Source organism: Parundibacterium terreum, from assembly GCF_014636315.1.
Lineage (GTDB): Bacteria > Pseudomonadota > Gammaproteobacteria > Burkholderiales > Burkholderiaceae_D > Undibacterium > Undibacterium terreum.
The window spans coordinates 871240-897979 of record NZ_BMED01000002.1; the positions used below are offsets into that span (position 1 = coordinate 871240).

General features: G+C 57.4%; 28 protein-coding genes. 17 read left to right on the plus strand and 11 right to left on the minus strand.

The genetic code is table 11. The features are described from left to right. Window positions 1-8: 8 nt before the first annotated feature. Together IEW12_RS12960 and IEW12_RS12965 are read right to left on the minus strand one after the other, a co-directional pair. Window positions 9-932, minus strand: coding sequence for a LysR family transcriptional regulator (locus tag IEW12_RS12960; RefSeq protein ID WP_188566436.1), 924 nt, complete (start codon window positions 930-932; stop codon window positions 9-11). Window positions 933-1116: 184 nt separating this feature from the next. Continuing rightward, the gene (locus IEW12_RS12965) at window positions 1117-1959 is read right to left on the minus strand and encodes an oxidoreductase (protein WP_188566835.1); all 843 of its coding nucleotides are present in this window, start codon (window positions 1957-1959) and stop codon (window positions 1117-1119) included. A gap of 409 nt (window positions 1960-2368) precedes the next feature. On the opposite strand from IEW12_RS12965, the gene IEW12_RS12970 reads away from it, so the two are divergent. The 3 genes from IEW12_RS12970 to IEW12_RS12980 all read left to right on the plus strand — a co-directional run bounded on the left by IEW12_RS12970 (window position 2369) and on the right by IEW12_RS12980 (window position 5655). Next, a complete protein-coding gene (locus IEW12_RS12970) occupies window positions 2369-3079 on the plus strand; it encodes an SDR family NAD(P)-dependent oxidoreductase (RefSeq protein ID WP_188566437.1) in 711 nt (236 codons plus the stop codon). Window positions 3080-3284: 205 nt separating this feature from the next. Next, entirely contained in the window at window positions 3285-4547 is a 1263-nt protein-coding gene (locus tag IEW12_RS12975; RefSeq protein ID WP_188566438.1) for an MFS transporter, read from the plus strand. A gap of 40 nt (window positions 4548-4587) precedes the next feature. Beyond that, window positions 4588-5655, plus strand: a complete 1068-nt coding sequence (locus IEW12_RS12980) for an NAD(P)H-dependent flavin oxidoreductase (protein WP_188566439.1) — start codon at window positions 4588-4590, stop codon at window positions 5653-5655. On the opposite strand, the gene IEW12_RS12985 is transcribed toward IEW12_RS12980, so the two are convergent. Next, entirely contained in the window at window positions 5652-6563 is a 912-nt protein-coding gene (locus IEW12_RS12985; RefSeq protein ID WP_188566440.1) for a LysR family transcriptional regulator, read from the minus strand. The two genes, IEW12_RS12980 and IEW12_RS12985, sit on opposite strands and share 4 nt — an antisense overlap. Before the next feature lie 221 nt (window positions 6564-6784). Between IEW12_RS12985 and IEW12_RS12990 the strand changes: the two genes are divergently transcribed. Genes IEW12_RS12990 through IEW12_RS13000 form a run of 3 tightly spaced genes read left to right on the plus strand, consistent with a single transcriptional unit; the run spans window position 6785 to window position 8111 of the window. Next, window positions 6785-7171, plus strand: a complete 387-nt coding sequence (locus tag IEW12_RS12990; protein ID WP_229751083.1) for a nuclear transport factor 2 family protein — start codon at window positions 6785-6787, stop codon at window positions 7169-7171. A 36-nt stretch (window positions 7172-7207) separates the two neighbouring features. Further along, on the plus strand, window positions 7208-7447 hold the full coding sequence (locus tag IEW12_RS12995; RefSeq protein ID WP_188566441.1) for a tautomerase family protein: 240 nt from the start codon (window positions 7208-7210) through the stop codon (window positions 7445-7447). Window positions 7448-7460: 13 nt separating this feature from the next. Next, window positions 7461-8111: a DsbA family protein gene (locus IEW12_RS13000; protein ID WP_188566442.1), complete on the plus strand. Its 651-nt coding sequence runs from the start codon at window positions 7461-7463 to the stop codon at window positions 8109-8111. 94 nt (window positions 8112-8205) lie between these two features. Here IEW12_RS13000 and IEW12_RS13005 read toward each other — a convergent pair whose 3' ends face one another. Together IEW12_RS13005 and IEW12_RS29080 are read right to left on the minus strand one after the other, a co-directional pair. Further along, complete coding sequence (locus tag IEW12_RS13005; protein WP_188566443.1) at window positions 8206-9876, minus strand: methyl-accepting chemotaxis protein; 1671 nt, start codon at window positions 9874-9876, stop codon at window positions 8206-8208. Window positions 9877-10300: 424 nt separating this feature from the next. Then, on the minus strand, window positions 10301-12289 hold the full coding sequence (locus IEW12_RS29080) for an oxidoreductase (protein ID WP_188566444.1): 1989 nt from the start codon (window positions 12287-12289) through the stop codon (window positions 10301-10303). Window positions 12290-12417: 128 nt separating this feature from the next. Here IEW12_RS29080 and IEW12_RS13015 point away from each other — a divergent pair, with 128 nt between their 5' ends. Both IEW12_RS13015 and IEW12_RS13020 read left to right on the plus strand, forming a co-directional pair. Continuing rightward, window positions 12418-13332, plus strand: a complete 915-nt coding sequence (locus tag IEW12_RS13015) for a LysR family transcriptional regulator (RefSeq protein ID WP_188566445.1) — start codon at window positions 12418-12420, stop codon at window positions 13330-13332. Window positions 13333-13428: 96 nt separating this feature from the next. Further along, complete coding sequence (locus IEW12_RS13020) at window positions 13429-13965, plus strand: GNAT family N-acetyltransferase (RefSeq protein WP_188566446.1); 537 nt, start codon at window positions 13429-13431, stop codon at window positions 13963-13965. 68 nt (window positions 13966-14033) lie between these two features. Here IEW12_RS13020 and IEW12_RS13025 read toward each other — a convergent pair whose 3' ends face one another. Both IEW12_RS13025 and IEW12_RS13030 read right to left on the minus strand, forming a co-directional pair. Further along, window positions 14034-14978 carry an alpha/beta fold hydrolase gene (locus IEW12_RS13025; RefSeq protein ID WP_229751084.1) on the minus strand — a complete coding sequence of 315 codons (945 nt, stop codon included), beginning with the start codon at window positions 14976-14978 and terminating at the stop codon, window positions 14034-14036. A gap of 131 nt (window positions 14979-15109) precedes the next feature. After that, window positions 15110-16972 carry an energy transducer TonB gene (locus IEW12_RS13030; protein ID WP_188566447.1) on the minus strand — a complete coding sequence of 621 codons (1863 nt, stop codon included), beginning with the start codon at window positions 16970-16972 and terminating at the stop codon, window positions 15110-15112. 214 nt (window positions 16973-17186) lie between these two features. On the opposite strand from IEW12_RS13030, the gene IEW12_RS13035 reads away from it, so the two are divergent. The 5 genes from IEW12_RS13035 to IEW12_RS13055 all read left to right on the plus strand — a co-directional run bounded on the left by IEW12_RS13035 (window position 17187) and on the right by IEW12_RS13055 (window position 20116). Continuing rightward, window positions 17187-17657: a YdeI/OmpD-associated family protein gene (locus tag IEW12_RS13035; protein WP_188566448.1), complete on the plus strand. Its 471-nt coding sequence runs from the start codon at window positions 17187-17189 to the stop codon at window positions 17655-17657. A 43-nt stretch (window positions 17658-17700) separates the two neighbouring features. After that, window positions 17701-17997, plus strand: a complete 297-nt coding sequence (locus IEW12_RS13040) for a DUF1294 domain-containing protein (RefSeq protein WP_188566449.1) — start codon at window positions 17701-17703, stop codon at window positions 17995-17997. 19 nt (window positions 17998-18016) lie between these two features. Then, window positions 18017-18625, plus strand: a complete 609-nt coding sequence (locus tag IEW12_RS13045) for a DUF924 family protein (RefSeq protein ID WP_188566450.1) — start codon at window positions 18017-18019, stop codon at window positions 18623-18625. Window positions 18626-18762: 137 nt separating this feature from the next. After that, entirely contained in the window at window positions 18763-19473 is a 711-nt protein-coding gene (locus IEW12_RS13050) for a haloacid dehalogenase type II (RefSeq protein ID WP_188566451.1), read from the plus strand. Between the two features lie 64 nt (window positions 19474-19537). After that, window positions 19538-20116, plus strand: coding sequence for an SRPBCC family protein (locus IEW12_RS13055; RefSeq protein ID WP_229751085.1), 579 nt, complete (start codon window positions 19538-19540; stop codon window positions 20114-20116). 13 nt (window positions 20117-20129) lie between these two features. On the opposite strand, the gene IEW12_RS13060 is transcribed toward IEW12_RS13055, so the two are convergent. Then, a complete protein-coding gene (locus IEW12_RS13060; protein WP_188566452.1) occupies window positions 20130-21446 on the minus strand; it encodes an Nramp family divalent metal transporter in 1317 nt (438 codons plus the stop codon). Between the two features lie 178 nt (window positions 21447-21624). On the opposite strand from IEW12_RS13060, the gene IEW12_RS13065 reads away from it, so the two are divergent. The 4 genes from IEW12_RS13065 to IEW12_RS13080 are packed head-to-tail and all read left to right on the plus strand — an operon-like array spanning window position 21625 to window position 25215. Next, the gene (locus IEW12_RS13065; protein WP_188566453.1) at window positions 21625-22560 is read left to right on the plus strand and encodes a 4-hydroxyproline epimerase; all 936 of its coding nucleotides are present in this window, start codon (window positions 21625-21627) and stop codon (window positions 22558-22560) included. A gap of 15 nt (window positions 22561-22575) precedes the next feature. Then, window positions 22576-23712: an NAD(P)/FAD-dependent oxidoreductase gene (locus IEW12_RS13070; RefSeq protein ID WP_188566454.1), complete on the plus strand. Its 1137-nt coding sequence runs from the start codon at window positions 22576-22578 to the stop codon at window positions 23710-23712. Next, window positions 23705-23959: a 2Fe-2S iron-sulfur cluster-binding protein gene (locus tag IEW12_RS13075; protein ID WP_188566455.1), complete on the plus strand. Its 255-nt coding sequence runs from the start codon at window positions 23705-23707 to the stop codon at window positions 23957-23959. The genes IEW12_RS13070 and IEW12_RS13075 overlap by 8 nt, the downstream gene beginning before the upstream one ends. After that, a complete protein-coding gene (locus IEW12_RS13080; protein ID WP_188566456.1) occupies window positions 23956-25215 on the plus strand; it encodes an NAD(P)/FAD-dependent oxidoreductase in 1260 nt (419 codons plus the stop codon). Before IEW12_RS13075 ends, IEW12_RS13080 begins: the two co-directional genes overlap by 4 nt. Window positions 25216-25273: 58 nt before the next feature. On the opposite strand, the gene IEW12_RS13085 is transcribed toward IEW12_RS13080, so the two are convergent. From IEW12_RS13085 to IEW12_RS13095, 3 genes are all read right to left on the minus strand, one after another. Further along, window positions 25274-25708, minus strand: coding sequence for a TIGR02594 family protein (locus IEW12_RS13085; RefSeq protein WP_229751086.1), 435 nt, complete (start codon window positions 25706-25708; stop codon window positions 25274-25276). 32 nt (window positions 25709-25740) lie between these two features. Beyond that, window positions 25741-26202, minus strand: coding sequence for a VOC family protein (locus tag IEW12_RS13090; protein ID WP_188566457.1), 462 nt, complete (start codon window positions 26200-26202; stop codon window positions 25741-25743). Window positions 26203-26321: 119 nt separating this feature from the next. Next, window positions 26322-26702, minus strand: a complete 381-nt coding sequence (locus tag IEW12_RS13095; RefSeq protein WP_188566458.1) for a VOC family protein — start codon at window positions 26700-26702, stop codon at window positions 26322-26324. Window positions 26703-26740: the final 38 nt, after the last annotated feature.

A 26740-nucleotide genomic window follows, 5' to 3' on the forward strand; every position in this document is an offset into this window, starting at 1 on the left:
GATTCGCCTTAGCTGCCGGTGGCGGCCGTCATGCTTGCAAAATAAGACCGCAAGCGGGGAACGGCAAAATCCACAAAAGAGCGAACCTTGGGAACTGAAAGCCGGCCGTACGGTGTGATCAGGTGTACCGGGATAGGTGCATGTTCATCGGCAGGCAAGATGATTTTCAGATTGCCGGCGCGCACCTGCTCTGCGATATGATAAGAGAACAGACGGGTCACGCCATTTTCTTCCACCGCCGATGCCACCGCACCGCGCACACTATTGACGATCAGGCGAGGCGTAAATTGTACGGTGCGCGCCATCGATGAACCTTCTGCCGGCGGAAAACTCCATGAATCTATACCGAAGTGTGTCATTGCAATGATCTGATGCTTGCTCAGGTCGGCCGGCTCATTGATGCGCGGGTGATTGGCCAGATACCGGGGCGATGCTGCCAGCACTCGCCTGACTTCTCCCAGCGGTAGTGCCACCAGCATGGAATCGGCGAGATGCGCAATCCGCAAGGCAATATCGATACCCTCATCAATCAGCACTACAGGCCGGTCCAGCAGGTAGAGGCGCACAGATACCGTCGGGTAAGCTTCCATATAGGCATCCAGGATGGGGCGAAGTATTTCTTCGCCGGCTACCACAGGAGCGGTCAAGGTCAGCGTTCCTCGCGGTACCGATTGCTCGCCGGCGGCCAGCATGTCGGCCTCCTGCAGGTCCGCCAGCAAGCGCCGGCATGCCGCTGCATAGCGTTCACCCGCCTCGCTCAGTTTGATGGAGCGGGTGGTACGGTGCAAAAGCTGGGCGCCGACATGCTCTTCCAGGAAAGCAATCGCGCGGCTCACCGCAGCCGGCGACCGTCCCACTTTCCGCGCTGCACCCGCCAGGCTGCCCTCATCGAGCGCCGCCACGAAGATAGCCATCGCATCTAATCGGTCCACAGGATATCCGCTCCTCGCATTGGTGAAATTTAAGCATGCTACCGGTACCAGAGCCGCAGCGCCGGCCAGCCATGGCCATATTGCATTCCATGCATGCTATTGATTATCCTGCCTGCGGTCAACATGGACTTTCCACATGGGAATATGCTGCTATACCGTCTCGAATCAGCTTGCGCTGCCAGCGCTACTCAAAATCCGTGGACAGCGACACCGCCTCCCAGGCATTGATTTCCTCGCTTAGCTTGCTGATCTTTTCCCTGACCAGCTTCAGCGCATCCTTGCCCAATACCAGGTGGGTCGGTGGATTTTCTTGTGCCACTATGTGCAGCAAAGCTTGCGCAGCCTTGGCCGGGTCTCCCGCCTGCTTGCCGCTCTTGGATTGCCTGGCCCTGCGGACAGGATTGAATACCGCGTCATAGTCCGCAATGCTGTGGCTGGAGCGGACCATGGAGCGCCCGGCCCAGTCGGTGCGGAAAGATCCCGGCGCGAAGGCTGTCACCTTGATGCCGAAGCCCTTCAGCTCCTTGGCCAGTGCTTCGGAAATACCTTCCAGCGCAAACTTGCTTCCGGAGTAATAGGCAATGCCGGGAAAAGTGACCATGCCGGCCATAGAGGTGACATTGATGATATGCCCGCTGCGCCGCTTCCTCATGCCCGGCAACACCGCCTTGATGACGGCCACGGCACCGAATACGTTCACATCAAACTGGCGCTGCATTTCCGCCAGCGGCGACTCTTCCAAAGTGCCCTCGTGGCCATAGCCGGCATTATTGACGAGCACATCCACCTCGCCTATAGCCTGCAGAGCCTCGCGCAGCGTGGGTTCTACCGCATCGAAATGGCTGACATCCAGTATCACCGCTTTCGCCCGTAGTGCATCCATGGCTTCAAACGCCGCACGCGCCTGCTCATCACGGACCGTGCCAACGACCCTATGGCCGGCAGAGATTGCCGCTTGTGCAAAGGCCTTGCCCAATCCTGAGCTAACGCCGGTGATCAGAAAAATCTTGCTGCTTCCGGTATTCATCATGCTTCCTCTTCTGTTTTCCAGTAGGCAAGTCTAGGTAGTTAGCTGATCTGAGTGAATAGCTACCGGGCGGCAGACACTCTTGCAGTTTGCGCACGAGTAACCGAGTAAATGGGCAGCTAGCTGATTTCCGGACTGTACTCTTAGAAAAACCCGTGCATATCCCAGGCAAGCGGCAGCAGCGGAAGCTGCCGGCAAAGGGATTTTTCTGAAGAAAGCTCTCGTCCTTAATAGCGAGCAACGGCGAGCATTCGTGCGTGGCGCGTAACAGTGTCTGCCGGTTTGTGGCTATTCGCTAACAGAATGAACGCGACTATATTGTGTTCATCGGAACAGCAAGCCCGATCGGCAAATCCGCCGACTGCAATTCAATCTGTCAAATCAATCTGTTAAATAAAGAGGTGTAATTATGAGTACCACACAAAAAGTTGTTGTTATCACTGGCGCATCCCAAGGCATAGGTGCAGGTTTGGTCAAGGGCTTCCGTGACCGCAATTATCGGGTTATCGCAACAGCCCGCAGCATCAAGCCATCTACCGATCCAGACGTGCTGGCTATCGCCGGCGATATAGCCGACCCAGCCGTGGCTGAACGTGTATTTAAAGAAGGTATTGCGCGCTTTGGCCGCATCGATTCCCTGATCAACAATGCCGGTGTGTTTATCGCCAAACCGTTCACACAATATAATGCGGAAGATTATGCCACTGTGATATCTACCAACCTGAACGGCTTCTTCCAGTTCACGCAGCGCGCCATTGCCGAGATGGAAAAACAAGGAAGCGGCCACATCGTCAACATTACAACCAGCCTGGTAGACCATGCCGTTAAAGGCGTGCCCTCTGTATTGGCGTCGCTGACCAAGGGCGGTTTGAACTCAGCCACCAAGTCTCTGGCGATTGAATATTCCGGCACCGGCATCCGCGTCAATGCGGTGTCTCCCGGCATCATCAAAACACCTATGCATCCGCCTGAAACACATGCGGCATTGGCAGGCTTGCACCCGGTCGGCCGCATGGGCGAGATACGCGACATCGTAGAGGCTGTGCTGTATCTGGAATCCGCCAGCTTTGTGACTGGTGAAATATTGCATGTTGACGGCGGCCAGAGCGCCGGCCACTAGGCTGATTTTTCTTCTTTTGTCTGTGCTACCCCTGCTGACTCTGCTGCCTGCGTAAATGCTTTCCCGCAGGCAGCGGGCAGGGAAATAACATCAGCATCACATCTGTACTTCGGGTGTACTGCATCTACATTTATTGCACTCCGCAGAATTTCTGCCGGAGGATAGGATCATGTCTCCAACGGGACAAAGCATTCAGGAGTCATCCATGAACACTCAACACAATACCCAGCCTGCACAGGCAGGCGATGGCACTGAGCGTATTGCCCTGGGCACGGCTGCCTACCGCAGAATGGCGCTGGCATTGCTGATGGCAGGCTTTTCCACTTTTGCGCTGCTATATAGCGCGCAGCCCTTGCTGCCTATTTTTTCCGCCCAGTTCAATATCGGTGCGGCGCAATCCAGCCTGGCGGTGTCGTTTGCTACCGGCGCCATGGCCTTGTGCTTCATTCCTGCAGGCATCCTATCGGACCGCATAGGGCGACGCCCGCTGATGATAGCCTCGCTGTTTGCGGCAGCGCTCTTGACTGCGGTATCTGCAATCGTTCCTGAATGGCACGTCTTTTTGCTGATGCGCGCGCTGACCGGCATTGCACTGGCCGGCATACCCAGCGTTGCCATGGCCTATATTGCCGAAGAAATGGATGGCGCATCAATGGGCGCCGCTATGGGTGTGTATATCGGCGGCTCGGCGATAGGCGGCATGGTAGGCCGCATAGGCGTCACTTTGCTGACCGAGCATTTCGGCTGGCGGCCTGCGCTGGGCGCCACCGCAGCAGCGGGCCTGGTCGCGGCGGCGCTTTTCTGGAAGGCAGCACCTCGTTCGCAGGCTTTTGTGTCCCGCCGGCATGACCTGAAATCTGTCGTACGTGCAACCGGCCGCTTGCTGCAGGATGCCGCCCTCCCCTGGCTGTTCGCCGCCGGATTCGTGCTGATGGGCGCTTTTGTCAGCATCTATAACTACGTCGGCTTCCGCCTGCTGGCCCCGCCCTATTCCCTCAGCCAAAGCATGGTAGGCGCCATTTTCCTGCTGTATATCATCGGCTCCATCAGCTCGGCCTGGGTAGGCGGACTTGCAGGCCGGATTGGGCGGGCTAAAATCTTCTGGATACCCATTGTCGCCATGCTGGTAGGCGTTGCATTTACGGCCGCCCACTCGCTGATACTGATGGTGCTTGGCATCGCTGTGATTACCGGCGCATTTTTTGGAGCTCATTCCGTTGCGTCCGGCTGGGTGGGATTACGGGCCGGACAAGACAGAGCCCAGGCCGGTTCGCTGTACTTGCTGTTTTATTACCTGGGTTCCAGCATATTGGGATCTGCCGGAGGCATAGCCTGGAACCTTGACAGGTGGAACGGTGTCGCGCTGTTCGCGATGGTGCTGGTCTTTATTGCATTCTGCATTGCCGGCCGTCTGACCACAGTCACGCCACTGGCAAGCACACGATCGCAGCTTACCAAGACTACATGACAGCAAAAAGTCTCACATCAAAAGCTAGAAAGGAATCCTTATGAGCAACTTACTAATGCAGCGCCTGGGACTGCGCCACCCCATCATCCAGGCACCAATGGCAGGATCGTCCACGCCGCGCATGGCCGCTGCGGCTTCCAATAGCGGCGCGCTGGGGTCTGTTGCACTGGGCGCCAGCAATGCCAGCCAGGCGCGTGAATTGCTGGCGCAAACAAGGGCATTGACCGACCGTCCTTTCAGTGTTAATTTTTTCGCCCACACTCCGGCAAAGCAAGACGCAGAGCGCGAAGCGCGCTGGATGGAGCACTTGCAGCCTTTTTTTGCCGAGTACGGCGTCACGCCCAGGCCGGCACTGAAGGAAATCTACCAAAGCTTCGTCACCGATACGGATATGCAACAACTGATGTTGCAGGAACGTCCGGCGGCAGTCAGCTTTCATTTCGGCCTGCCCTCCCGGCAAATTATCAATGACTTCAAAAAGGCGGGGATTTTCCTGATGGCGACGGCAACCAGCCTGAGCGAGGCAAGGCAGATAGAAGCCGCCGGCATAGATGCCATTGTGGCTCAGGGAGCAGAAGCCGGCGGACATCGCGGCGTGTTTGATTCCGGCAAGGACGAAGGCATAGGCACATTTGCGCTGGTCAGGCTTATCGCGCACAACACCCGGGTGCCTGTCATTGCCGCCGGAGGCATCATGGACGGCCAGGGCATTGCAGCCGCGATGCTGCTGGGCGCGAGTGCGGCGCAACTGGGAACGGCTTTCCTGCTGACGCCGGAATCTGCCGCCAGCGAAGGCTATCGCGCCATGCTCAAGAGCAGCCGCGCTGAACATACGCAAATTACCAATACCATCTCAGGTCGCGGCGCACGGGGCATGGTCAACAGGATGATGACGGAAGTCGGCAAGCCCGGCTCTCCGCCGCAACCGGACTACCCCATCGCCTACGACGCAGGCAAGCAATTGCATGCTGCCGCCAGCGCGCAGGGCAGCCAGGAGTTCGGCGCGCTGTGGGCAGGACAGGCGGCGCCGCTGATTCGTGAACTGGGTACTGCGGATTTGATACAGGCACTGGCCATTGAATTGCAGCAAGCGAGGCGCAGTATTTAAGCAGCCAGTTCCGCAATCAGAAATTCGACCAGGGTGCGCACCCGCAGCGGCAAGTGTCTGCGATGCGGGTATAGCAGGGTAAAAGGCCGCGAGCTGCCGCCAAATTTTTGCAAAACCTCCCGCAAGGAGCCGTCGCGCAATTGCTGCTCAACGACGAAGCGGTAGGTCTGGAACAGGCCTGCGCCATTGTTCACCAGCGTGGCGCCTGCAAGTATGTCGCCAGCACAGCTGTAGCCGCCGGCGGTCGGCATTTCTATCTGCTTGCCGTCATCGATAAACAACCAGGGAATATTGCGTCCGCTGCTAGGTAACTCGAACTGGATGCACTGATGCTGTTCCAGGTCCTCCAATTTTTTCGGCGTGCCGTGCCGCTTCAGGTAGGCCGGCGTGCCAACGACGACAAGCTCGGCGTCTTCCAGTTTGCGCGCAGTCATGCCGGAATCGGCGGGGGCGCGGCCCCGCACGGCAAGGTCGAAGCCTTCTTCGGCGAAGTCGATATTGCGGTTATCAAGATGCACCTGCACTTCCACCAGCGGATACAGTTCGCGGAAGCGCGGCAACAGGGGGAGAACCCGGTAATGTCCATACGGAGTAGCCATGCTGATGCGTAATTTACCTGCAGGCACCAATTGCTCGCCAGTCAGCTGGCGCTCTGCATCCACCAGTTGCGACAAGGCATCCCTGCACTGCTCGAAATACAGCTTGCCGGATTCCGTCAAACGGATGTGCCGCGTGGTCCGTACAAACAGGCGCACTCCCATGCGTTCTTCCAGCCGGGATATCGAACGGCTAACCGCCGCCGGTGTCACCCCGGCCTGGGTCGCTGCAGCAGTAAAACTCTCCAGCTCGGCAGCGAGGCAAAACAGCTCAATGCTGCCTAATAATAAATCGTCAAATTGCCTTGTCATATCGGCTCCGGCAGGGATTCAGGTGAGTTGGAATATGTCGTCATGGTATCTCACATTCATTACATGGTGTATCAATTGAATTGCGCAGAACCGTATTTAAGCCAAATGGGGGCGGCAGTATATTACGTCCATGGGCGCAGCACCGCCGGCCCAAAAAGAACATCGACAATCCCCAAGCTTGTCCGTGCTTGCAAACCGAAATAAGGCGTCAGGAGTGAATCATGGGATCAGAAAAACTTGCCGTGAAAGATAGACAAGAAATATTGCACATCATAGACAACTACTTCCAGGGAATCTGGGAGGGTGATGTGGCCGTGCTGCAATCCTGCTTCCATCCGGACACAGAATTATTCGGCGAAGTGCGCGGCCAGCCATATCGAAAACATCTTGCAGATTATCTCGACGGCGTGGCGGCACGCAAGTCGCCGCAGGCAGCCGGTGAGGAATGCCGCATGCGGATAGTGTCCATTGACGTTAGCCACACTGTCGCGATGGCGAAGGTATCCGTCCCCATACTGGGCTTCAACTATGTTGACTATTTATCGCTGGTCAAACTGGATGAAGGCTGGCGCATTGTCAGCAAAGTTTTAAGCGATGTTCCGGCCTGAACTGGACATCATCATTTCACTCTGAAAGGAAACATCATGCCTTACATCAAAGTACAGATCACTCGCGAAAATGTCACCAGCGAACAAAAACTGCAAATCATCCAGGGCGCAACCGACCTGATGGTCAACATCCTGAACAAGGACCCAGAAGCCACCTTCGTCGTGATCGAAGAAGTCGATACCGATAACTGGGGCGTCGCCGGCGAACAGGTAACCACGCTGCGCAAGCGCCAGGCAGAAGCAAAGAAACTGGCTGAAGCAAACAAGCCAAAGTAATCAAGGAAGAAAAATGAAACTGATCTATGTAGCCGATCCCATGTGCTCCTGGTGCTATGGCTTTGGAAAAGAAATGACGGCGCTGCACGAACGCCACCCTGAACTGCCGCTGCAAATCGTCGTGGGCGGCCTGCGTGCAGGCGCCACCGATGTGCTGGACGAAGACGGCAAACAATTCCGCCTGCACCACTGGGCCAGGGTCGAGCAACTGAGCGGCCTGCCCTTCAACCGGGACGGTTTGATGGCACGCCAGGGCTTCGTGTACGACACCGAGCCGATCTGCCGCGCGGTAGTCGCTGCGCGCATCCTGGCGCCGCAAGCCGATCTGCTGGCAGTATTCCGCGCTTTGCAGCGGGCGTTTTATGTCAGCGCACTGGATACAACCAGCGGTGAAGTCCTGGCCGAAGTCGGTGCCACCGCGCTGACCGCAACCGGTTTTGCAGTGGATGCAGAGACTTTCCTGGCCACCTGGAAAGCGCAGGCAACAATCGATGCGGCCCGCGCCGACTTCGCACTGGCACGTTCGATGGGAGTGAATAGTTTTCCTGCACTCTTCCTGGAAAACAAAGGAAAACTGCACCGGATTGGCGCAGGTTATGCACATGTAGATGTACTAGAACAGGAATTGGCCCGCCTTTCCGCGCCCTCTTCCATTCCAGCGTAGTTGATAAAGCTGATAACACAGATGGATATGGCTGGCCGGCCATATCCATGCAGTGCAAATTCAGCTTGCTACTGCTTGCTGCTGCTTGTTGCTATCAGTAGCGGGTTCCAGCGACCTTCTTTGCCGTGACCTGTCCAGCCAATGCCGGACGAGGGCTCGCCGCAATAACGGCAGCCTGCCTGTTGACGACGGCAAGGTGCAGTCCTGGAGACTGGTTGCTGTCCAGTTTAAAAATGCTGACCACTTGCGCCAGATGGGCGGCCTGATCCTGCAGCGACTGCGCTGCGCTGGCAGCTTCTTCCACCAGGGCGGCGTTTTGCTGTGTCACGGCGTCCATCTCGGCAATCGCATCATTGACTTGCGATATCTCCCTGCCTTGCTCACGGCTGGCGACACTGATTTCACCCACGATGTCGGTCACGCGCTTGACGCTGTCAACCACGTCGCGCATGGTATCGCCCGCCAGCTCCACGAGCCTGGTTCCGGCATCCACCTGCTGGACTGAATCCTCGATCAATACCTTGATTTCCTTTGCCGCTGCCGCTGAGCGCTGCGCCAGGTTGCGCACTTCACTCGCCACTACGGCAAAGCCGCGCCCTTGTTCGCCGGCGCGTGCAGCCTCTACGGCGGCATTCAGCGCAAGGATATTGGTTTGAAACGCGATGCCGTCAATCACGCTGATGATATCCACAATCTTTTTCGATGAACCGCTGATCGATCCCATGGTGTCTATCACCTGGCCGACCACGCTGCCGCTCTTTATCGCAACAGTAGAGGCATTCAAGGCCAGTTGATTCGCTTGCTGTGCGCTGTCCGAATTCTGTTTGACCGTGGACGTCAGCTCTGCCATCGCAGACGCTGTTTTTTCCAGCGAGCCCGCCTGATGCTCAGTCCTGGAGGACAGGTCGAGATTGCCGGAAGCGATTTCTGACGAGCCGGTCGCAATGGATTCAGCGCCGCCGCGTATCTCTGCGACGGTCTTGGTCAGGTTATCGCGCATGGCCTTGATGGAAAACAGCAGGCTGCTCTGATCATTTCTCCTGGTTTCTATATTCATTGCCAGATTACCCTTGGCAATTTCTCCGGCAATCTCGGACGCGTATTGCGGCTCGCCGCCCAGTTGATTGACCAGGCCTTTGGTAATCACATAGCCAACAGCAATGCCGACCAGTATGGAAACAATCGCGAAGCAGAGTATCAGCACCAGTGATTGGCTGAAGATATTGCTGGATGCCTGGTTCGCTGCCGCCACGTCGGCCTTGACGGACTTCAGCAGCACATCGATATCGATGACGATCTGATGCCGCAAGGGGCTGCATTCGGCCACCAGGAACACGCCGAATTCAGACATCTTCCCTGCTTCGCGGTACAGGCGCGGGCGTTTCAACTCTTCGGCCATTTGCAGCAGGCCGACGCGGACCTTGTCAAAATTCTTGTCGCCCGCCATAACCGGCATCAGCTTCTTCAGCGCCTCCAGGTAAATGGCCTTTTGTTCATCGACGAGCGTCAATTCCTTGGACGCGTCTTTATCATCGGTGAATACATAGGCGTTGCGTGCGGCCAGGCCAGTCTGGTCCAGCGCCTCACGCGCCACATACAGAGGTTCCAACTTTTCAGTCTCTACCTGATTCACATACTTCACCGTCTGTGAAATCGTATTGAGGCGAAACAGGGAGAAGCCGGCAACCAGGGAAATAAATAAAACCAGCACTCCAAAACCGAGGCTGAGGCGGGTGCCAATACCTAATTTGTCGAACGCATGCATGAATTTTTCCTGAATAAATACAACGATGTCAGAGCCTCGGATGAGCTCTGTTTTTTACGGCCATTTTTAAATGGCACTCGCGCCAAAATTCTATCCAGCGCTTATGCAACACAGGCATGTAACGCCTATGCCACTCCTACGTCACCTCTGCATCACTTTCATGTCACACAAATGTCACATAGAATCAAATCAGCGCACGCTTATACACGGGCACTTCAATGGCCCGCATTACAGCACGGCCACTGAAAAAAAACATCGGGTATTTAACCATCATTAACAGTGTGATTCTTCTAAAACGCAGATTTAAAGGCAGCAATGCAAAGGCAGTGCATCTGCTCACCAAGAAGGGGAGCGGATGCACTGCCAGGGACAGCATTGATACCGCTAAATCAGCTTCTCGAAGGACGCTGCGATGCCATTTTATTTACATGGCAAATTTAACCACGCTCTTGCCGGGGCCATGACCGGTCTTGTTGCGCTCTATCGCGGCGGCAGCGTCTGCAAGCTCCACTACTTCAGCGATCCTGGCTTTCAACTCGCCTTGTGCGACCAAGGCAGCCAGCTCGGCAAGCTGCCTGGAGTCAGGCCTCATCTGGAACCAGATGCCCCGCTTGCCGGCAGGCGCAACGGCTGTAATCTCCGGTGCGGCAGTGCTGACGATGCGGCCGCCGGCGGCGAGCAATTGCCAGGAATTGGCCAGTACAGAACTGCCCACCAGGTCGAGCACCAGGTCTATGTTTTCTGCACTCGCCCAAAAAGACTCGCTGCGGTAGTCGATTACTTGATGAGCACCCAGCTCTTTCAGGTAATCCACATTGGCCAATTGCGCCGTGCCTATGACATGCGCGCCTGCACGCCGCGCTAGCTGAACCGCAAAGCCGCCTACTCCGCCGGCTGCGCCGTGGATCAATACACGCTGCCCTGGTTTCAACTCACCCGCTTCAAACAAGGCCTGCCAGGCAGTCAGCGCGGCCACAGGGATTGCCGCCGCCTGCAACTCACTCAGCCCCGCTGGAATCAGTGCCAATTTTTCTGCAGAGATTGCAACACGGTCGGCATAGGCGCCGAGTGCGCCCATCGCACCCATTACACGGTCACCGGGCTTGAACTGCGCGACATCCGCACTAACTGATACAATCTCTCCAGCCAGCTCTATGCCCAGTGTGGCCGGCAGGCTCAGTGGAAAAACGCTTTGCAGCATGCCGTCGCGTATTTTCCAGTCCAGGCCATTGATGCCGGCGGCGTGTACCGCAACGATCACTTCTCCGGCGGCTGGCTTTGGTTCTGCAATCGCATCAAGCTGAACGGCTTGCTCGCCACCATAGGAATGTATGCGGAGTGCGCGCTTCACGCTGCCTTCCAGAGTGGGGTAATCGATATACCCTTCCGTGCCGGGCGAAAAGAAGGTGTTGCGGTCCGGAGTATTCAGCGGCGCATCCAGCATAAAGCGTTTTGCCAGATCGGGGTTGGCCAGATACAGGCTGCCGAATACCGCGGCATCGGCATGGCCTGAGCTGATTAATGTTTCTGCGGATTTTTTGTCGAGTCCGCCACCCTGCAGGTAAGCGCCGCCGAATAGCGGGCGCAGCAGTGCGTGATAGTCGAAGCCTGCTTTGTACAACGCCACGTGCAGATAAGCCAGCTTGAGCGGCGCGAGTTGCTGCACCAGATAGCGATAGGTTTCCTGCGGTGCGGCATCACTGATGTCGTTGAAGTTCATCTCAGGCGCGATCTTGATACCCACCCTGTCGCCGCCCGCTTCCGCCACCATCGCCGCCAGCACTTCCAGGATGAAGCGTGCACGATTGGCGAGCGAGCCTCCGTACTGGTCACTGCGCTGGTTGGTCGAGGATGACAGAAATTGCTCAGGCAAATAACCGGAAGCAGCATGCAACTCTACACCGTCAAAACCGGCCTCCAGTGCGTGCCGCGTGGCCAGGCGATATTCTTCAATCACGCCCGCCACCTCTGCTGTTTGCAATGCGCGCGGCATCTCCATTTGCAGGGGACCGCTTGCGGTGAATACGCTGCCCGCAGGTAGAACCGCGGAAGGTGCCACCGGCGTGGCTTCGCCCGGCAACAGGCTGCGATGCGAGATGCGGCCGGTATGCATGATCTGCAGGAAGATGCGGCTGCCTTTTTGATGCACGGCATCAGTAATCGCGCGCCATGCCTGGACTTGCGCCGCAGTGTGTATGCCCGGCGTGCGCACATAGCCTTTGCCCATAGGCGAAGGCTGCGTGCCTTCGGTGATGATCAGGCCCGCATCGGCCCGTTGTGCATAGTAAATAACGGCAGAGTCGGACGGTACGCCGCTAATGTCGTCAGCACGCGAACGCGTCATTGGCGACATCACCAGGCGGTTGCGCAAGCTATAACCGCCGAGTTGCAGGGGTGTAAATAAAGGGTTCATGACGGGTTTCCTATTTGGTTTAGACAGGTTCCATACTATATTGCTCCCCATTTGGAATAAATACGTATAATTGAGAAACACTGATCCAAAAATGGAACAATCAATGGGGTAACTAAGGGAGCAACTAAATGGAAGTCCTGAGCTTCATGCGTTTATTTGTTGAGGTAGCCAAGACCAAGAGTTTTCGGCGCGCCGCTGATGCACTGGACATGCCAAACTCCACCTTGTCACGCAATATTGCCCAACTGGAAAAAACCATAGGCCTGCGCCTGTTGCACCGTTCCACCCGCAAAGTGGAATTGACGGAAGCCGGCGAAGCCTATTTCCGGCGCTGCCAGAGCATAGTGGAAGAAGCCAGCATCGCGCATGAAGCCTTGCTCGACCTCGCGGAACGGCCTAGCGGAACCTTGCGCGTCTCCATGCCGGTCGATCTGGCGATGAGCTATCTGGCTCCCATCCTGAAAGATTTTGCCATCGCCTATCCGCTAATCCAGTTTGAGTTTGACGTTACGCCGCGGCGCGTCGATTTGCTGACGGAAGCCTTTGACCTCGCGATACGCATAGGCCCGCCGCCGACTGCGCCATCGATGCTGGTCGCGCGCCAAATCGCCGTCTTGCCGCGCTATCTGTATGCCGCACCCTCTTATCTGGATAGCGCACCGCCGCTGGCCCATCCCGGTGACCTGGCCCGGCACGCGCTGTGCCTGGTCCAGGGCACAAGGCAGCAGGATATGCAAAACCTGAACCTGTACCGGGGCGAAGAACAATTCAGTGTTGAGATACAAACCCGCTTCCTGATGAATAGCGTAGGACTGAGCCGGGCGCTGGCAGTACAGGGAACGGGGATAGCAGTGCTGGATACCGAGATCGCACGCGACGAAGTGGCATCACATAGGCTGCAGCGCGTGCTGCCGGAATGGAACCTGGCACCGGTGCAGGTGCACGCGATCACCGACACGCGTCTGCTGCCCGCCAGGACCAGGCTGTTTATCGATTTCCTGAAGGTGCGCCTGCATGCGCCATCAGCAAAGGACAGCCGCTAGCTGGCATAATGCCCGATAGCACCAGAAACGCGGGCCGCTTCACCGGCTAGCTAGGTGAGAGCCACAATCTTTTTTCCACCACCAGGGGACACAGCGATGAACATACTGACGACAGAACGCCTGCGGCTGGAACCGATCAGCGACAAGCATTTCGAAGGCCTGCATATCTTGAACAGAGATCCGGCCGTGATGCGTTACATCACCGGCAAACCCGATACGCCAGAAGACACACAACTGATGATAGACCGGGTCAAGGCGCGCTGGATAGAGTATGGATTTTCCTGGTGGTGCTTTATCGAACTGGAGACCAATGAGATCATCGGCGCCGGCTGCATACAGCATCTGGGCCGTGATCCCAAGAACCCGCTGGAAACCGGCTGGCGCCTGCGGCAGGACAAATGGGGCCAGGGCTATGCATCAGAAGCGGCGCGTTGTATGGCCACCTTTGCGTTTGATACGCTGGAGGCGCCGCTACTGTGCGCCGTATGCCATACCGACAACCATGATTCGGCACGCGTCATGCAGCGTCTGGGCATGCACTACAAGGGTGTGGAACGCTGGTACGACATGGATACTTCTGTGTACGAGATGACGCGCGCGCAGTGGTTCGAGCATCTCGCAAAAATCAAATAGCAATCACAAAAAAGCCGGCTCGGAATGCTCGCTGCAACGGGTCGGTTTTTTCATTTACGTCAGATAGCTTAGTGGATGAAGTCCAGCAGCAAGGGAATCAACTGATCAGGAGCCTCATCCATAAGCCAGTGGCCGGAGCCCTGGATGATATGTGCATCCACGTGTTCGGCAACCAGTTTGGTCTGGTTGATCAGAAAATCGCCGCCTGATTTTTCTCCGGCAACTGCCATCACCGGCATCTTCAGTTTGACCTGGCTGAATTTTTCAAAATCCACTGCATCCTGAGGGAAGGCCTGGAACCATGCAAAACCGGCCCGCATGCCGCCGGGCTGTGCCCAGCTGGCCGTATACAACTGGCGCTCGGACTCTGGCAGCGAATGATTGCGGTCCGCTGCGAAATCATTCCAGAAATGTTCAAAGTAAATGCGCTCGCGGCCTTGCACCAAGGCTTCCGGCGTTTCGCCGCCAAAATGATAATGCCAATTTCTCGGCGCAGAATAACGTACCCGCCACTCGCCTATACCGGGCAAAAAGGCTTCCAGCAAGGCCAGCCGCTGCGTATCTTGCGGATACTGGGCGGCGTAGGCGTAGGCGACCATCAGGCCGATATCATGGCCGACCACGACGGCAGGTTCGCTGGTGACGCCGGCCACCAGCTCATGGATATCCTTGGCCATATTCTTCTTGTCATAGCCGCCGACGGTTTTTTCGGATGCGCCGGCACCGCGCAGATCGGGCACGATCACCGTATGGGTCTTTGCCAGGCCATCCATGATGGGGTTCCACATTGCGCTGGTCTCTGCATAACCGTGCAGCAGTACCACCGGACTGCCGTGGCCGCCTATCCGGTAGTGGATGCGGACACCGTTGACCTGCACATCCTTGCTCTGGAACGCAGATGCAGTTTCTGCAGCCGCTGTGTGGTTTGAGGTAGTAACAAGGGCAGCGGCAAGTGCCAGTACGCTCAGGCTTTGCGCCAGGAATCCATTCATGCGGTGTCTGATCACATTCACAATTTTTCTCCAAAAGATGAAGGGGCTTTATCTCTGGTACCCATTCTGCAGCGTGCAGCCGCAGTGAGCAATGGGGCATTTATGAAGTAAGGATTCAGTTTTTGTGAATGGCTAGTAAAAGAAAAATACCTTTACTGCATTTCTTCCAGTATCTTCAGCGTTTCATCAAAATTCCAGATGCGGCGGATTTCTATCACGTCGTACTTTTCCGCAATATTGGGCGGAAAAGCGCTATAGCGCGCATTGACCGTCACGATACGGCGCACCGCCTCATCAATGTCGGCGCGGCCGCTGGAGCGGTTAATGATGATTTCTTCGACACTGCCGTCGCTGCGTATCGCGACAGTGACCACGGGATCGCCCCTGGCCTTGTCCTTGGCAATCCGCGAGTAGTTCAGGTTGCCGTTGCGCTCTATCTTCTGGCGCCAGCTTTCCACATACATGCGCAGCGGCACGTCTTCCTTGATCGTGCCCAGCAGGCTGCGGCGGCGTCCCTTGACTTCTTCGTCCACCCTGCGTACCGGCGGATTGCCGCGCAGCAGATCCAGCTTTTTCGCCTGGTCCAGCGCCCTGCTGGCGAGGTCGCTACCCAGCAAGCTCTTGGGCAAGACAAAACCCTGGGCCGGCTTGCCGTCGGCATTGCCGCTACCGGCCGCTGCAGCATTGGCGACATTGGCGGCCGCCTTTGCCAAGCTCGCGGCTTCCGCCTGCTGGCGTGCCAACTCGTCGGCACGCTGTTTGGCGGCGAACTCATCCAGTTGCTTTTGCCTTGCCTGCGCCTGGGCCACAGTTTGGGCCAGGGCTTGCTGCCTTGCCGTTTCCTCCGCCTGTTCCTTCAGCTTTCGCTCCTGCGCCTGCTGCTCTTTCAGTATGCGTTCTCTTTCTCGCTCTTTCTGTTCTTCCTGCTGCGCCAGTTGCACAGCCTGCTGGCGTGCCTGCTCCTGGCGTTTTTGCTCTTCCTGGCGCTGAGTTTCCAGTTGCTGCGCCCTGGCGAGTTCCTCTCTGGCCTGCTGCAATTTCAGTTGTTCCCGCTGCTTCTCCAGCTCGGCTTGCTGCTTCGCTTGCAATTGCAGCGCCTCCTGCTGCCGGCGCATTGCCAGTGCCGCGTTTGCTTCCGCCAATTTCCTGGCATCGGCTTCCTGCTGGCGCGCCGCCGTAGCAATCATTTCCTGTGCACGCTGTGCCTGCATCCGTTCTTCTTGCTTGCGTTCCTCCTGCCTGCGCTCTTCCTGTTTTTGGGCAAGCAGCGCGGCCTGCTGCTTTGCCTCGTCGGCCAGCTTGCGCTCTTCCACTTCCCTTTCCACTTCCCTTAAATGCCTGGCCTCGGCTTCCGCCAGTTGCTTTTGCAGATTAGTGTCTTCAGCGGGCTGCGATGCAGCGACGTCGGCCACCTGGGGTTCCGCTACCTGTGCCACCGATGCCACCTTGTCGGTCACGGTGGATGCGGGCTTGAGCGGTTCCTCCGGGCTGGGAACCGGCACCACGAATTTGTCGTCGCTATTGTCCAGGCGCGTAATCAGTTGCGGCGGCGAGGTGCTGGCTTCTTCTGCAACAGGCAAAGGTGGTGGCGGTTTTACTTTACTGGTTTTTTTGACCACCAGCGCTTTCGGCTTGGCCGGCGCCTTCGTCACAGGCAACGGTTCCGGTGGCTTCACCGGTGCCACCAGCGTAAAGCCTTCCGATATGGGCTTGGGTATCGGGAATAACGGAGGCAAGGGAGGCAACGGGGCGCTTAATTCAGGCACAGGTTGCTGCAAGGGTGGAGGGAGCGCCGGCGGCGCGGCGTCAGCAAGCTGGACTGTCAGCTCGGGCGCTTGCGCACGACGCTTGTTCCAGGGCAGTTCCAGCCCGGGCAAAGCCAGGCCGGGAATGCCGAATTGCAGCGATAAAATAAAGGCATGCAGCAAAATCGATAAGCCTATGCCTGCAGCCAGACGCGCGCGCACGCGATCGGGCCGGTAGGGATTGCTGGTAGTTATTATCGATTCGCTCACAAAGAATACACTTGTATAGGGGAAACACGCCAAGGGTGGATGATACTTCAGCTTATTACCCTCAACGGCAGCAAATTGGGAAATTTGTTCTGCTGCGACACCCGTTGACAAGCGGCCACGGCGCGATCATTTTCCGGCTTCCGCAGCTAAGCATGCGGCAAGTCAGTTATGGTAAATTATGCATCGGCATAATCTCCAGCTAAATAAAACAATAATGACAACAGGAAAAATACAGCGTTTCAGCGCGCGCATACAGCAGGGAGACGGCGGCGGCGCTTTTGTGGAGGTCCCTTTCGATGTGGAGCAGGTCTTCGGCGGCAAGCGCGTGAAGATCAAGGCCAGCATAGACGGTATCGCCTATAGGGGTTCGCTGATTCGTATGGAAAGCGAATGCCACTTGCTGCTGATACTGAAAGAAATCCGTGAAAAACTCGGCAAGCAGGCCGGTGACGAAGTCGCCATCACGGTGGAACCGGACCTGGAGCCGCGCGAAGTGGAAGTTCCGCCGGATTTGCAGGCTTTGCTGGAAAAGCATCCCGACGCCGACGAATTTTTCCAGCAACTGGCATATACCTACCGCAAGGAATATGCGCGCTGGATCACGGAGGCAAAGCGCGACGCGACCCGGCAACAGCGGCTGCTGAAAGCCATAGAAATGCTACAGCAGCGCAAGAAGCTGAGCTAGGAACCTGCGATGAAACGCCCTGCACACTATAAGGAAAAATGAGATGCCGTGGATATTAGCGCTGGTTTACGGCGTAGCCAGTGTGCTGAGCCTGGCGATGTATGCCGTTGACAAATCGGCGGCAAAGAACAATCGCTGGCGCATCAGCGAAAATACGCTGCATGCAGTCAGCCTCGCCGGCGGCTGGCCGGGCGCCCTGCTGGCGCAGAGCCTGCTGCATCACAAGAACAAAAAAACATCGTTCCAGATCGTATTCTGGCTGACCGTGATATTGAATTTTGCCGCGCTACTATGGCTTGCGGCATCGGATTTTAGCGGCTCGCTCCTATTGATGAAATGAGTTCTAATAAAGGCAGGCAATGGAGACTATAGAAAGCATCCTGGAGTTCTGGTTCGGTACCGATCCGGATGACCAGGTAACGGCGAAACAGCAAGGCAAGCTATGGTGGCAAAAGCGGGATGACACCGATGCCATGATACTGCAGCGCTTCGGCAGCTATGTGCAGGAAGCCGCCAGCGGAGTACTGGAGCCGTGGACGGCAAGCCCGGAAGGCTTGCTGGCCCTGATCATCCTTACTGATCAGTTTCCGCGCAATATGTACCGTGAAACGCCGCAATCCTTCGCCTTCGACCATCAGGCGCGCGCCTGGTGCAAGCAGGGGTTGGCGGCAGGCATGGACCTGACTCTGCGGCCCATACAAAAAGTGTTTTTCTACCTGCCGCTGGAGCATTCCGAATCGCTGGCCGACCAAGAACAATCGGTGCAACTGTTTAGCGGACTGGCAGCAGCCGACATCGACAACGGCCAGCAAAAGAGCCAGACCTTTACCGGCTATGTAGACTATGCCACACGGCACCGCGACATCATCGCGCGCTTTGGCCGCTTCCCGCACCGTAACCGGATTCTGGGACGTATCTCGACAGTAGAAGAGACCGCATTTTTGCAAGAAAAAGGATCATCGTTCTAAGAGGCTGTTGCGAAATCACCCTGGCGTTGTTACGCCTCCTAGCCGTGCTAAAGCACTGTCTTCGTCGGCGACGCCTAGCCAGGCCAATTTCGCAACAGCCTCTAAGTAAAGCCGTAAAAAAATAACCGGGAGACTCCATGACGGACAATTTATCCAGCAATATCAAGGTTTTGGCTTTTGACATATTTGGCACCGTTGTGGATTGGTATGGCAGTATCGCCAGGGAAGTGGATGCCATGCACCTGGGCGTGGATGGCGACAAATTCGCGCTGGCGTGGCGCGCCGGCTATGTACCCGCGATGCAGCGCGTGATGCTGGGCGAGCTGGGCTGGACGCTGATTGATGACCTGCACCGGATGATACTGGACCAGATGCTGGCCGACTTCAAAATCACCAATCTCAGCGAAGCGCAAAAGCGGCATCTGAACAAGGTGTGGCACAGGCTGGATCCGTGGCCGGACTCGGTTGCCGGCTTGCAGAGGATGAAATCGGCATTCACGATCTGCACGCTGTCCAACGGCAATATCGGCCTGCTCACCAATATGGCAAAACATGCCGGCCTGCCCTGGGATTGCATCCTGTCGGCGGAAGTCTTCAAGAAATACAAGCCTGACCCGGCCACCTATCTCGGCGTCAGCCAGGTATTTGACGTGCCGCCTGAACAGGTCATGCTGGTCGCTGCACACCAGAGCGACCTGGATGCCGCCCGCGCCTGCGGCCTCAGGACAGCCTACATAGAACGTCCATTGGAATACGGCAGCAAGCAAATGAAAGATGTGTCGGCGGACTCTAATAATACCTTCCATGCGGGCAGCCTGATCGAGCTTGCGGACCAGTTGGGTTGCTGAAAAACATGATATTCAAATGCGTACTCAATAAAACCAGTCCATGAAAAACCGGGGGAGCAGCGTGATGAAAACTTCAATTCCAAAAACCACTGCCGCGTTGATGCCTGCGGCCTTGTCGCTGCTGGCGTTGGCTACTTTGGCAGGCCAGGCCAATGCCGAAGTCGCCGACCTCACCCCTTCGGGCTTCCTGATCAGGCATGAGATCGTCGTTGACCAGACGCCGGAGCAGGCTTATAAAACCCTGGTTAATATCGGCGGCTGGTGGAACCCTGCACACACCTACTCCGGCAATGCCAGGAATATGTCCATCGATGCCAAGCCGGGCGGCTGTTTTTGCGAACAATTGCCGAATGGCGGCGTACAGCACCTGGCCGTGGTGTTTGCCAAGCCGGGGCAGCTATTGCGCATGGCGGGCGCGCTTGGGCCCCTGCAGGGTTCGGGCGTGGCCGGAAGCATGAGCTGGCAGATTAGCGCAAACCCGGGCGCCACTCCGGACAAGCCGAGCAGCAAGCTGGTGATGACTTATAGCGTAGGCGGTTATATGCAGGGCGGCTTTGAAAAAATAGCGCCGGCCGTCAATGGTGTGCTGGGGGAGCAAGTAGGCAGATTAAAGAACTTTGCCAATACCGGCAAGCCGGACTAAAGATTTGCCCGGCTTAACTGAATACCTGCAGCACCAGCCAGATATTCGCCGATGAAATCACCGCGAACAATATCCACGCGATGGTGCTGGTCAGGCGCGAATTGACGAAATTGCCCATCAGATCGCGCCGCCCTGTCAAGCGTATCAGCGGGTACATCGCAAACGGCAGTTGCAGGCTGAGTACGACCTGGCTCATTACCAGCAAGCGCCCTACCGAATGCTCACCCAGCGTCAGCACGCCTATCAGCGCGGGCGCCAGCGCCAGCCCGCGCGTAATCAGGCGGCGCTGGTAGCAGGGGATCTTCAGCTTCAGGAAGCCTTCCATGATGACCTGGCCTGCAATCGTACCAGTAAAGGTGGAGCTCTGGCCGGCAGCAAACAAGCCTATGCCGAACAGGATGCCGGCCATGGCGGTGCCGGTGACAGGATCCAGCAAATGGTAGGCATCGTCCAGATCAGTCACCGAGGTGTTGCCGGTGCGGTGGAAGGCAGAGGCCGCCAGTATCAGGATGGCCGCATTGATCAGCAAGGCAATCAATAGCGAGAAGATGGTATCCAACCGGGAAAACCAGATCGCCTCGCCTTTGCCTGCGTCGTTTCTCTCCACCACGCGGGTCTGCACGACGGAAGAATGCAGGTAGAGATTATGCGGCATCACGGTCGCGCCGAGTATGCCTATGGCCAGATACAGCGGCTCACGGCTGGACAATGTGCTCAGCGAAGGGACAAAACCGGCGGCGATTGCGCCCCAGTCGTTGCTGACCAGGGCCAGTTGCGTGAACAGGCATACGCCTATCGTCACAACCAGCGCCAGGATGATAGCCTCCACCTGGCGAAAGCCCTTGCCTTTCAGGCCCAGCACCAGCACCGTATCCAGCGCCGTCAGCAATACGCCGTAGGGCAAAGGCACGCCCAGCAGCAGCTTGAACGCCAGCGCACAGCCCAGCACCTCGGCCAGATCGCAGGCAATGATGGACAGTTCTGCCAGCACCCACATGAACTTGTTCATGCGCGGACTATAGTTCTCGCGCGACAGCACTGCCAGGTCCTTGCCGGTAACAATGCCCAGCCGCATGCTCAGGCACTGCAGCACGATAGCCGCCAGGCTGGACAGCAAGGCGACGAACAGCAACTGGTAGCCGAATTGCGAACCGGCCTGCACCGCAGTCGCCCAGTTGCCGGGGTCCATATAGCCGATGGAAATCAACAGGCCCGGCCCGACAAAGCGCATGGCTTTTTTCCAGAACGGCGCATTGGTCGGCACGAAAACCGTACCGGCAACTTCGGATGGACAAAATGGTGCAGTGGCAGTAGTAGGCAGACCGAACATGGGCAGGCAATCAAAACGCGATCAGAGCATTTTACCTACAAAAAACAAAAGCCCGTAAAATCAATGCTGGAGTGTGCAGGCTGGCAAGATTGTGCCGATTTCGTCACTAAACAGGCAGCAAGTGCTCAAGACGGCAGTGTCGCTTCCTTTTTAAGATGATGTTTTTGAAGATGACGTCATGAAAAAAATTTCCATTATCGATTCCCATACCGGCGGCGAGCCGACCCGCCTGATTATCGGCGGTGGCCCTGACTTGGGCAACGGCCCATTGCCGCAGCGGTTGTCCCGCTTCAGGACGGAGTTTGACCATTACCGCAGCGCCACCGTCTGCGAGCCGCGCGGCTCCGATGTAGTCGTTGGCGCGCTGGCCTGCGTACCGCATGACAGCTCCTGTGCGGCGGCGGTGATTTTTTTCAACAACGTCGGCTATCTGGGCATGTGCGGCCACGGCATGATAGGTTTTGTCGCCAGCCTGGCCTACCAGGGCAAGCTGGCAGAGGGAAAGCACCGGATAGAAACGCCGGTCGGCATCGTCAACGTGGAATTGCATGCCGACCATAGCGTGACGGTACATAACGTAGCTGCCTACCGTTATCGCAAGGATGTGGCTATCCAGCTTGACGGGTACGGCCCGCTCTACGGAGATATCGCCTGGGGCGGCAACTGGTTTTTCCTGCTGGCGGAGCATGGCCAGGACTTGAGCCTGTCCAATGTGGATGCGCTGAGCGACTTTAGCTGGCGTGTGCGACAGGCGCTGGAAGCTGCCGGCATTACCGGTGAGCAGGGTGCCGTGATCGACCATATAGAACTGTTCGGCGCGCCTGAATCTTCGCTCAACCACAGCCGCAACTTCGTGCTATGCCCCGGCAAGGCCTATGACCGCTCGCCTTGCGGCACAGGCACCAGTGCCAAGCTGGCCTGCCTGGCGGCCGATGGCAAACTGGCGGCGGGCGAAAGCTGGCGCCAGGAAAGCATCATAGGCAGCGTGTTCGAAGGCAGCTACCGCCGCGACGGTGAAAAAATCCTGCCCAGCATACGCGGTACTGCCTTTGTGAATGCAGAGGGCACGCTGCTGCTGGATGAGCGCGATCCTTTCGTCTGGGGTATACGCTGAAACTGCGGTCACATCATGAACGCTAGCGCCGACCTTATCGTTGATGTCATCATCATCGGCGCCGGCATAGTCGGCTGCGCCTGTGCCGCTGCGTTGGCGGGCCGCGGCCTACAGGTGGCTATCGTGGAAGCTTCCACAACAGGGGGAGGCGCCACTGCCGCCGGTATGGGGCATCTGGTGGTGATGGATGATAATCCGGCAGAACTGGCGCTGACGCAGCGTTCGCTGCAGCTATGGAGAAAGCTGGTCGCGGGCCAAGAGAGCAAGCATGAATACAGCCGCTGCGGCACGCTGTGGGTGGCGACCGATGCGGAAGAAATGGCTGCCGCCAGCGCCAAGCAAAGCATTCTTGAGCGCAATGGCATAGCCTGCGAGCTGCTGGATGAGCGCAGCCTGTACCTGGCTGAACCTGCTTTGCGCCCCGGCCTTGCAGGCGGCTTGCTGGTGAGCGATGACGCATTGGTGTATCCGCCGAAAAGCGCGCAGATCCTGCTTGACCAGGCCGTCGCATCTGGCGCGATGCTGGTAAAAGCGCAAGTGACAGCCGTCACCGGGAATCGAATCATCTGCAGCGATGGCAGGCAACTGCAGGCGGACAAGATCGTCGTCGCCAACGGCCTTGCCGCAGCGATGCTATTGCCGGACCTGCCCTTGCGTGCCAAGAAGGGGCAATTGCTGATTACCGACCGCTACCCCGGCTTTATCCGGCATCAACTGGTGGAGCTGGGTTATATCAAGAGCGCCCATGCGAGCGACGGCGATTCGGTGGCATTCAACCTGCAGCCGCGGCCTACCGGGCAAATCCTGATAGGCTCATCGCGCCAGTTTGATAGCATGGATAAGGCGGTGGAGATGGCCATCCTGCGCAAAATGCTGGCGCATGCGGTCAGCTTTGTTCCAAGGCTCGCGGACTTGAATATCCTGCGCAGCTGGACCGGTTTTCGCGCTGCCACGCCGGACGGTTTGCCGCTGATAGGGCCGCACCCCGAGCATGCGCATCTATGGCTGGCAGTGGGCCACGAAGGGCTGGGAATCACGACCTCGCTGGCAACAGCGGAACTGCTGGCCGACCAGATATGCGGCGCGTCTACATCGATACCGGCAGAGCCCTATTTGCCGGCGCGCCTACTGGAGCGAAACACGCATGCCTGAGCAAGTTCGCCTTTTCATCAATGAGCAGGACATCCTTGTGGATCCAGGGATCAGTATTGCTGCGGCCATCGCTATCACCTCTTCCATCACAACACGCATCTCGGTCACCGGCACAGCGCGCGCACCAGTGTGCGGCATGGGCGTCTGCCAGGAATGCCGGGTTACCGTCAATGGCAGGTCGCATCAACTGGCTTGCCAGATCCTGGTTGAAGCAGGCATGCATATCGTTACCGGGGAGCGGGCATGAACAAGCTGGCTTATGAAATACTGGTAGTAGGCGCAGGCCCGGCCGGCCTGGCGGCGGCACGCAGTGCTGCCTCTGCCGGTGCCCGTGTGGGCATTATCGAAGACAACCCTTATTCCGGCGGGCAGATATGGCGCGGCGGCGCGGAAAAGCACCGCGACGGCCGCGCCAGGGAATTGGCAACAGCGATCAGTAGCGCTACGAATATTACTTACCATACGCAAACCCGCATCGTACATGCGGTCGCAGACAGAGAACTACTCGCACAAACGCAGCACGATGCAATCAGCTTTCACTATGAAAAACTGATACTGGCGACCGGTGCACGCGAGCTATTGCTGCCCTTCCCCGGCTGGACCTTGCCCGGCGTCACCGGGGCCGGAGGCTTGCAGGCATTGAGCAAGGGCGGATTCCCTGTTGCCGGCAAGCGCGTGGTAGTGGCCGGCAGCGGCCCCTTGTTGCTGGCAAGCGCTGCCAGCCTGCTGGAGCAAGGCGCCATCGTCAGCCATGTGCTGGAGCAGGCAAGCCCGCGCAGCCTGTCACGATTTGCCCTGTCATTGCTGGCGACACCGGGCAAATTGCGGCAAGCCGCGCAATTGGGGCTGGGGCTAAAACTGAGGGCGACACGCTATACCGGCAATAGCTTTATCCGTGCAGCACATGGCGATACGCAATTGCAGCAGGTGACGGCATCCATCCATGGCAAGGAGCACCGCATCGCCTGCGACTACCTAGCTTGCGGCTATGGCTTGCTGCCCAATACCGAGCTCGCTTCCGCGGTGGGCTGCCGCATCACCGACGGCAAAATGCAGGTGGATGAATGGCAGCGCAGCAGCCTGGAAAATGTGTATTGCGCCGGCGAGGGAACAGGCATAGGCGGCGTAGACCTGAGCCTGGCGGAAGGCGCGGTCGCCGGCTATGCGGCGATTGGGGAACAAGAGCGGGCCAGGGAATTTTTTGGCCGGCGCGGTAAATGGCAGGCTTTCGCCAGGCAGCTTGAAGAAAGCTTTGCATTGCGCCAGGAAGTATTGCAGCTATCCGATGCGGAAACGCTGGTTTGCCGCTGCGAAGATGTCAGCTACAGGCAGTTGCTGGAGCATGCCGGCTGGCGCGACGCAAAGCTGCATACGCGCTGCGGCATGGGTGCCTGCCAGGGCAGGATTTGCGGCGCGGCGACGCAAGCGCTATTTGGCTGGCATAAGGATGAGGCACGCCTGCCTATCTTCCCGACAAGGGTAGGCAGCTTGCTGGAGGAGTGAAAAATTCTTCCGCATGCAAGGCATGCCTCCCTCCCGGCTTGAGCCGATTATCGTGCCTTCAAAGGGCCTGCCCCGTCGGCCAGCGGTAGCCCAGTACGTCAGCCAAAGGATAAAAGTGTTCGCGCACTTGCTCCAGCTGATTGCCGCCCAGCAGATAGACGAACTCCGCGTCGCTGCGCAGATAAAATCCCACATGTCCTTTCCAGCCCTTGGGATCCTCACGTGTGACAACGACCACGCAACCCGGCCGGGGCTGCTGCAGCGGCATGCCCCACTCCAGCCACGAGCGCGCCAGCGCCGAGCCTGTGCCGCTAATGCCTGCCTGCTGCATGCACCAGTTGGCGAATGACGAGCACCAGGCGACCTTGTCGTCATAGCCGCGGACATTGGTGTTTTCATGGTATTGCGTGATACGCGGATTGCTTTGCCCTGCAGGAAAACGTGTGATGCCGATTTCTTTTTCCGCCACCGGCATCCATACAGCCTCGTTCATACTCTCTCTTCATTGATAGGGGAAACATTACCTTACGACGACTTGGATATTTCGTCAAAGCGCCTTTGCATTTCTTCCACAGAAAGTTGTTCTATTTGATGGCTGAACATCCATTCGTGGCCGAAGGGGTCGCGTATCTTGCCGCTGCGCTCGCCGTAGAATTGATCCTGTGCCGGCATCGTCACCGTTGCACCGGCGGCTATTGCGGATTCCATCAGCTTGTCGACATTATCGACCTGCAGATACATCGCCATCGCCGTACCCGCTACCGACTCCGGGCCCAGGATGCCGTACTCCGGATATTCGTCCGACAGCATTAATTTGGCGCCGCCTATCTCCAGCTCCGCATGGCCGACCCGGCCGGAAGGCTCGTCCAGGCGAAAAGTTTCCTTGGCGCCAAAAACTTGCTGGTAAAAACGGATAGCATCAGGCGCGCGCCGCACGCGCAGATAAGCAATCATCTCGTGTACCACCGGCTTGTACTCTGTGGACATGGGCATCTCCTTGAATTTGATCATTAGCAGCGAAGCGGCCTGGCGAGACAAAGCGCAGACACCTTGTCATCATAGACTACGCTCCCGCCATGAACAGGAAAAAAAGGAGAGGAAAAAAGCTAAGCCGGCTTGCCTGCGCGCGCCTGCATCAGTTCTATACGGTTGCCGAAAGGGTCAAAGGTGAACGCGCGGTCAAAATATTCCATAGGCTCATCTGCCTTGAATTCATAGCCGGCCTGTTGCAGCCTGTGCATAAAATAGTCCAGGCTCTCCACGCGCAGGGCTGGATGGGCTTTTTTGGCAGGCTTGAAGTCAGCCTCTGCCCCCACATGCAATTGCAAGGAGCCACATTCAAACCAGGCGCCGCCGCGTGCCGCCAGATTGGCCGGTTTGGGGATTTCATTCAACCCTAGCAGACCACCGTAAAATTTGCGCGCCTCATCTTCCGCGCCCTGCGGAACAGCGACTTGCACGTGATCAATCCCAATAATTTTGGACATCAGAAACTCCTGAAAGAAAATATCGATAGCCAAGCCGC